This window comes from Bradyrhizobium nivariense (genome assembly GCF_029846695.2).
Classification (GTDB): domain Bacteria; phylum Pseudomonadota; class Alphaproteobacteria; order Rhizobiales; family Xanthobacteraceae; genus Bradyrhizobium.
Genome location: NZ_JARWCR020000059.1, coordinates 52,481 through 59,591 on the forward strand (window position 1 = coordinate 52,481; position 7,111 = coordinate 59,591).

General features: G+C 59.5%; 6 protein-coding genes and 2 pseudogenes. 1 reads left to right on the forward strand and 7 read right to left on the reverse strand.

Annotated elements, in window-relative coordinates:
• Window positions 1-52: 52 nt before the first annotated feature.
• Genes QCM77_RS34140 through QCM77_RS34150 form a run of 3 tightly spaced genes read right to left on the reverse strand, consistent with a single transcriptional unit; the run spans window position 53 to window position 1,835 of the window.
• Window positions 53-817 (reverse strand): ImmA/IrrE family metallo-endopeptidase, encoded by a 765-nt coding sequence (locus tag QCM77_RS34140; RefSeq protein ID WP_280095904.1) that lies wholly within the window; start codon window positions 815-817, stop codon window positions 53-55.
• Window positions 805-1,239 (reverse strand): hypothetical protein, encoded by a 435-nt coding sequence (locus QCM77_RS34145; protein ID WP_280095905.1) that lies wholly within the window; start codon window positions 1,237-1,239, stop codon window positions 805-807. Before QCM77_RS34145 ends, QCM77_RS34140 begins: the two co-directional genes overlap by 13 nt.
• A complete protein-coding gene (locus tag QCM77_RS34150) occupies window positions 1,227-1,835 on the reverse strand; it encodes an RNA polymerase sigma factor (RefSeq protein ID WP_280095906.1) in 609 nt (202 codons plus the stop codon). The genes QCM77_RS34145 and QCM77_RS34150 overlap by 13 nt, the downstream gene beginning before the upstream one ends.
• Before the next feature lie 337 nt (window positions 1,836-2,172).
• Here QCM77_RS34150 and QCM77_RS34155 point away from each other — a divergent pair, with 337 nt between their 5' ends.
• Window positions 2,173-2,460 (forward strand): nucleotidyltransferase family protein, encoded by a 288-nt coding sequence (locus QCM77_RS34155; protein WP_280095907.1) that lies wholly within the window; start codon window positions 2,173-2,175, stop codon window positions 2,458-2,460.
• 233 nt (window positions 2,461-2,693) lie between these two features.
• Here QCM77_RS34155 and QCM77_RS34160 read toward each other — a convergent pair whose 3' ends face one another.
• From QCM77_RS34160 to QCM77_RS34175, 4 genes and pseudogenes are all read right to left on the reverse strand, one after another.
• Entirely contained in the window at window positions 2,694-2,882 is a 189-nt protein-coding gene (locus tag QCM77_RS34160) for a hypothetical protein (protein WP_187435958.1), read from the reverse strand.
• 335 nt (window positions 2,883-3,217) lie between these two features.
• Window positions 3,218-4,282 (reverse strand): redoxin family protein, encoded by a 1,065-nt coding sequence (locus QCM77_RS34165; RefSeq protein WP_280095908.1) that lies wholly within the window; start codon window positions 4,280-4,282, stop codon window positions 3,218-3,220.
• Between the two features lie 696 nt (window positions 4,283-4,978).
• A pseudogene (locus QCM77_RS34170) lies at window positions 4,979-6,064 on the reverse strand (IS5 family transposase); the annotation flags it as partial.
• Between the two features lie 418 nt (window positions 6,065-6,482).
• Window positions 6,483-6,809 (reverse strand): annotated as a pseudogene (locus QCM77_RS34175) (transposase); the annotation flags it as partial.
• Window positions 6,810-7,111: the final 302 nt, after the last annotated feature.

Below are 7,111 nucleotides of genomic sequence, written 5' to 3' on the forward strand. Positions count from 1 at the left end.
CACCAGCCTCCGCTTCAGATCGTTGTTGCGGCGTGGTGACTCAGGCCAAAATCTACGCGATCGCCTGCCGTGGCAGCGTGAGCACCGTGAGGATCTCGTCGTCCGGCAGAAGGAACGACTGCTCTTCTACCTCGTACCGATCGCATCCCTTGAAATCGAACCAGGCATCGGCCGGATTCTTTCGGGGGAAGTTTTGTTCGTCGGCGCCTCGGAGCAGCATGTCGGCGGCGAACGTCTGATCGTCCAGTGCCCTGACGGGCCGCCACCATTCCGCGATCATCGGTGACGTTTTGTACCAGACGCGATCCCGCCTGTTGTGGCAAACAATGACCATGGGGAAATGGTTCAACGCGATCATCTTCACGAGCGTGGCCGTGAGACTGACGTCGAACTCATCGGCCAACTCCCTGGACGCCGCCAAAGTGAGGCGCTTCATCTTCCGAAGTCGCGGAAGAACCATAAAATTAGGAAGAATCAGATCGGAGGCGAAGTCGTCGGCACGCCGCTCCGGACTGAGCGCGTCATGCCTGAAATTGCAGACGTCGTTCTTGCCGCAGAAGAGAACCTTTCCGCGATCGTAGTGCCAATGCCCAAGCTCGTGTCCAAGGGAGAAGCGGCGACGCTGTCGCATGCTGAGGCTATTGACCGAGATGACGGCGCGCTTCTTCGATCCCAAGATCGTGGCTTCGCAGTTGTCGATCGGCCTGTAATTGACCACTGCGCCCTGCGTCCATGCGATGGCATCGAGGTCGATATCCTTGGGCTCCGCGATCCCGAGCCCGACAAGCAGGCGCTCTGCCGGGGTCATTCTTCCCATTCTTCCTTGTCCTCGTTTTCAAGCGCCTCGAGCTGCGCCAGATCCTTCAACAGGTTTTCCTCATCGCGCTCAGAAAGTTTGCCACCCTTACGCGCGGCCATTATTGAATCAGCGACCTCACCGGATCGCATCCCATCGAAACGACGACGCGCTTTCGCAAGGTCGAAGCTCTTGACGTTCTCCTGCTCACGGTATGCCTTCGATTCATCCTGAGCCCGCTCGAAACACATCCGAGCGGAACGCGCCTTCGCCTGCTCCAAAGCGCGGCCGGCGCGGGCCACCGCCTTCTCGAAATCCTCACCCGCTTCCTTGAAGTCTTCGCGCAGATCGGCTTCCGAGGCTTCCAGTATGCTGTCGTCGATGGCCCGGTCGAGCTTCGACAATTTCTCGCGGTCTGTCGGATCTCTGCTCATCGCCGCCATCCCTTCGGATACTCCCGACGGGCGATGCGCCGGATTTTCTTGATCACGTAGTCCAGGCGCGCCTGGTCGACGCCAAGAAAATCCCGCAGCGTCTCGCCCCTCATGTCATTCTCCCAGCCGAGTAGCACCATGCTCATCTCCTCGTCGGCGCCGTAGTGCACGTTCAGTGCCGCACAGACCTCCGATGCCCCCCGATCCTGTTCCGCCCGGATCGCCGCGTCCTCCGGGCTCGGTCCCGACGCTTTCAATTCGAACTTCGGCTTGCGCTCGCCGGTCGTCACGTCCTCTATCGGAACCTGCTGCTGCAGACGATCGCGCCGGTTGCCGGCGATGTTCCGCATCGACTGGACCAGGAAGGCTATGAACCTGGTGATCCGCGGGCAGCGCTTCTCCTCGAAGAGCGCGGAACACATCGCCTCCTGCAATAGGTCGCCCTCGGCGAAGTCGGTCCCACCAAGGTAACGGCGTTCGACGGCGTCCAGACGAGCGAGGTCGAGCGGTGTCAGCCCGTCCAGCGCCGACGCCACCTTATCGTATGTGAGGTGCTCGGTCGCGGAGGCCGATACTTCGGGAGGCGGCACGCTGATGTCGTCCATAGCTTCACGCATCCTATGCCGGCCAAAAATCTCTTTCGGACAAAAAACTCGAGTCCGAAACGCGCAGCTGGCCGGCATGCAGGTGTAGAGGCGACCGGTTTCGATGGTAACCGGGGGCAACCATTCGAACCGGTGATGAAACAATGAATTACATAACAGAACGGGCGCAGCTGCGCCAATCGCAGCTGGCGGACCCCATCGAGGAGGCCTGCCAGCATCTCGAGCCGTCGTCCTATCAGCGCGAGATCGCGCAGCAGCGCTATGAAGGCGTCGGCGACTGGCTCTCCCAGTACGACGACCGCTGCCGGCCGAAATCGCCATCCGGCTTCAGGGCTCCGTGGCGATCGGCACGACGGTCAAGCCGATTGGCATCGCCGAGTACGACGTCGATCTGGTGGCGCACGTGCCGGATATCGACACCGCCATCTCGCCCGCGATGCTTAAAGCGCGCATTGGGGACCGTCTTCGGGCGAACGGCCACTACGCCCCCCTGCTGCTGGAGATGCCCCGCTGCTGGCGGCTCAACTATGCCGACGAATTCCACCTGGACATCACCCCCAGCATCCCCAACCCCGGCTGTACGCTCGGTGGCGAACTCGTCCCCGACAAGACATTGAAGTTCTAAGGCATCCAATCCCATGGGGTACCGCGCGAAGTTCGAGCGTCGCGCCAAGCTGCGTGCCCGCATCCGCTCCGCCTTCGGATGGACCCTCGCCAGCACCATCGCGAAGGACTCGGTAGAGCCCTATCCCGAGCAAATGAAGCTGAAGGGCCTCTTGCGCCGGACCGTGCAGATCGCAAAGCGCCATCGTGATCTCGAATTTATCGACGACACCGACGGCCTGGCGCCGCTGTCGATCATTGTCTGCGCTCCAACACGATCCCACCGAGCAAGTCGGCGTTGCCGCCGAGTTTCCGGTCTATGTCGCGGATGATGCGGCCGAGATAGGTCTTGAGTTTCTTCGAGGCCCGGTTGGCGCGCTTGAACTGTTTGGCGTGGGCATAGCGCTGGTGCTTGGCCGATGTTGCAAGCTTCTGGGCAGTCAAAGCCAGAAAGCTTGCAATCTCAAAGCCAATCTGGCCCGGAAAATCGATTCTTGATCAACCGCTTGGATGGTTCTTCACGAACGACTAACTAGACACCCAGCAAAGACGGGCCGCAGGGCGTCGCATCGCTCGTTGTGGGCTAGGCCTTCCTTGTGACTTGCATGTTGCAATCGCCCTGAATGATTCTGCTGGTCGCGAGCACTTCGAAGGCGCTTACATAGCCCCGATCGTGCATTTCCGACTAACATCTCTCTTCATGTCTTCTCCTGCGGCTGCACTTTGGGAGCTCCAGGAGACTTTTCCTGCGAAATCGAATAAGACCCGCTGCAACAAACCTACTCGCCCCTGTAGGTGGCCAAGGTTTGGAGCAGCCGCGGCATATAATACTGTTTTGTATCTTCCGGCACGATTTCCGGATCGTCTAGCCATGTCATTGCCCGCTCGATCAGCTCGATTGCGCGTTGCTTGTCACCACTCTCGTAGTAATACTGAGCGACCACTCTATAAGAAGTAAAGGTGGGGCCGCCGCTGTCTTGCACTGAATTGAGGATATGTTCCGACACCTCCCTGCCGATCGCAAAGCGCTCGGCACGCGGAAGGTGGGCCTTATCGTTCTCCGGATCAAAGAGTTGCTTCATCACGGCAATCAGCCCACGCACAGCGTCTGACCGTTTCTCAATCGCATCTCGAACCAGTTGGCGCAAGACCTGGAACCCGGTCGCCGTGTCGCGCATTTGAAGCAACAGACCCGCCTGAATCTCGCGGAAGTGTCGATCGTCCGGCATCATGGCAATGCCCTCTTCGGCCGCTGAGAGCGCTGCCGGCCAATCCTTTGCTTCCATCGCCGATCGAATTGTCCGCTGGATTGAGGATACGCGCACTAGGCGTTGGTCTTCCGCAATCCGTTTCGCATCAGCGGCTTTAGCGTCATCGCTGCTGCGCCAAGTGCCGTCGATAATTTTCGGCAAGACGTGGTCGATGTCGATCGGATCACCGATAAAGGCAATGTGGCCGTCGCGGTCGACGACGAACGATCTCGGAATCCCAAGAGAAGAGCTGGCATCCATCCAAAGCTTGTTCATTGCGCCGGTACTGTCGAACCCGATTCGATAGTTCAGATTTGAGAACTTTTCGGTCAACCATGCGTCCAACTTGGCGCGAGCCTCATCCGCCGTTGGTGCTTTTTCATAAGCTGCGACTCCGACGACCTCAAGCCCCTCGTCTTTGTATTTTGCTTGCAGCTCTATCAGATGGGGCATCGCCTCCACACATGCGTCGCACCAAGTTGCCCAAAATTCGACGATGTACACTTTCCCTGGCTCGAAGTTCGTGAGGCGCTCGCCACGCAGCCAGTTCTCGACTTTGAGCGAAGGAGCCGCGGACTCGATGCATAGCGCCATGATTGTCTCCGAAGTGACCTGTTGCGCGACCTTGTCGCGTCACCCGAATAGCAATCACCTGCCACGCTGTCCACGCGCGCTAAGCTACATGACAAAGATTTGAAAAACATCACACGCCCAGTAGGTCCTTGTATGAAACCTGACATGCTTTGCGTCGGCGTCAGATTTCGGGCACGCATCGCGACCTTCGTGCCGTCAGAAGATCGTCTTGCGAATGCGCATTGCGAGCCGCGCTGCGCCAGTAGGAGGTACGCGAGAAGCCGGATGGTGCCCGCTGACCGACAAGTGAGATGCGCCCTCTTTCCAAGCCATTCGCAAGCTGGCGAGGAACAAGTCGATCGGCGAGGCCGCAGTAATTGAATCAGCCGTTGAATCGCGCCCAAACCCAGTCCTTTGTCTCAAAAGTGGAGATGCAATACGATTTGGAATCACTCAGTCGATTTTGTTGACGATTGCGACGAGCTCATCGAGCAGGCTGCGCATTTCGCTGATGGTGAGCGGCAATTTCAGGCGATCGTGAGCAACTGTTTCGCTCGATGATGAGCAGCGGCTTTGACCGACATGGTGATTGGTTCAGGGGTTTGAGTTGGCGAAGAGTTTGATTGCGGGCGTTCTGCTTTCGCATGCTTTCTCCTCAGAGTTGCAGACGGTGAGCGTTATGAACGAGGCGGTCCAGGATAGCGTCGCCGAGGGGGGCACCCCTCGCTTCTGGCCGGAGAGGAAGACCCTGAACTTGTAATCGGGCGGCGCGTTGTGGCCGCGGTATCCCTTGTCGGCGAGGATGCGCGCGATCGTGCTGCCGACCAGCGCCTCCATGTCCGGAATCACGGTGGCCAGCGTGTGACCGTCATAGGGGTTGCCGGGCAGCGCCTTCACGTGGGTGACGAACTGGCCGCCCTTCGCGCGGCTTATCTTGGATGCAACGGAGACTTACACGCCAAACTTGTAAGGCCGATGGGCCTTGCCCTTGCCGATGCATTCGACTTCCGGCGCGTGCAGGGAATAGACCTTCGGCCCGCGTTGACGTTGCTGCTGCTAGCGCACGCGCCGCGCCAGCGGCAGCAGCTTTGCGAGCGCCACTTCGAGCCCGCTGTTGCCCTCGATCTTGCGGCCGATGTCGCGGATGACGCGGCCGAGATAGGTGCGCAGCTTCTTCAGCATCCGGTTGGCACGCTTGAACTGCTTGGCGTGGGCATAGCGCTGATGCCCAGGGCGAACTTGCCCACCCTCGCATAAGATTGGCGTAGCCCCGTTCCAGCCGCACCACCTTCTCGCGCCCGGTTCAGAAGCTTGGCATCATTGGGGAACGTCACGTTCTTGGGCCTCCGTGGTGTCGACAATTACCCGTGATAGCTCGGATGGCTTGAGTGCCCTGGTCCTGGTGGCAACCGACAGGCTCTCCTGCAGCAACGCTTGCAGCCGCGCCTCGCCCATCCGGTTGCGGCAGCGCGTCAGCGACGAGCGATCGATCACCAGCCGATGCTGGAAGAACTCCTCGCCGCAGAAGTATTGGTAATAGGGGTTCTCGATCCAGCGCTCGCACAGCACCTCGTCGGAGAGGTCGTAGGTGTGCTTGAGGATCGAAAGCCCCGCCATCAATCGCGTCGGCAGTGGTGGGCGGCCCGGATCATCGGTGTAGACCGCCCCAAACTCCCGCTCCAGGAACTCCCAATCCACCGTGCGCCCCAGCGCCACCAGCGGATGCTTCAGGTCGATGATCTGATCGAGCCGAGAGCGAAACAGATCCTGCTCTCCCGTCTCCCGCCGTTCCGGTGGCCGCATCTGGTCCCCGCCAAAAACATCCAAAGGCGAGTGAATCACAGATCAAGTTTGCAAGGAATCTGGAGGGTTCTGTGAGGTCGCGCTCACGCGCTGGCGCGGCATGCGCAGTTTCGCGACCTCATTGAAGCCGGATTGAACGAAGGCGCGGGCAGGTATGCGCGGTTTTGCAGCTGTGGGGATTGTTGGAGATCGCAAGGCCCGGTCTGCCGGCTCGGCACGTGAGGCAGAGCTGCGAGATGTGTGTATCGGCGAAGAATTGAGATCAGGCGCGCATTGTCGGAGATCGCGACAGGCGTTTTGCTGCATCGGACGGTTGTTGTCGCGCCGTGTGACAGCATGGATTCGACAGCGTCCGCGATGATCGAGACGCTGGGAGCGGAATGACGAATGGCGATCGTTGTGCACGGCATGACTTGGCTCACGATGTATCGCACCGGAACGGGGATGTTTGAGGACTGGAGCGGTTGAAGCTGTGTCGAAAGCGCTCGACGATGCGCATGACGCCACCACACTCAGGACAGGCGGGAGCCTTGGGCCACATCAGAGCGTCCGACTCCGCAGGCGACGGCTCAGCATCGTTTGGCGCTGTCCGCTCACGATCGAGAAGTTTGCGGCAAAGGGCGAGTTTGGCAGCGCGATGGCTGTTGGCCATGAAGCCGAAGTGGCGGATGCGATGGAAGCCCTCGGGCAGCGTGTGAAGAAGGAAGCGGCGGATGAACTCGTCGGCCTTGAGCTTCATGATCTTTGTCGTGCGCCGCGGTAGCGGCTTCGTTCAATCCCCTCCCGCACACCCGATTTCCGGCAAACTCGATTGCCTCAGTGGGCAGTTTCCGGATTCTAAATCAACGACTTGGGAATTTTTCACATGGCGTAATCGCGGCTGACGTCTTCTTGAGGACACGAGGGTTGTTAGGATCGGCCTTAGCGGATTATCGAAAGGGAGCAGCGCTATGAAGCAGTACGTAGGTCTGGACATCTCTATGGAAGAAACCAGCATTTGCGTTTTGGACCAGACCGGCAGCGTGACATTCGAAGGTTGCGTGCCCA

Bases quoted from the DNA above. Each gene is read 5' to 3' on its own strand.
- QCM77_RS34145 (WP_280095905.1), bottom strand. From the start codon at position 1,239: ATGGCGGCGATGAGCAGAGATCCGACAGACCGCGAGAAATTGTCGAAG.
- QCM77_RS34165 (WP_280095908.1), bottom strand. From the start codon at position 4,282: ATGGCGCTATGCATCGAGTCCGCGGCTCCTTCGCTCAAAGTCGAGAAC.
- QCM77_RS34150 (WP_280095906.1), bottom strand. From the start codon at position 1,835: ATGGACGACATCAGCGTGCCGCCTCCCGAAGTATCGGCCTCCGCGACC.
- QCM77_RS34140 (WP_280095904.1), bottom strand. From the start codon at position 817: ATGGGAAGAATGACCCCGGCAGAGCGCCTGCTTGTCGGGCTCGGGATC.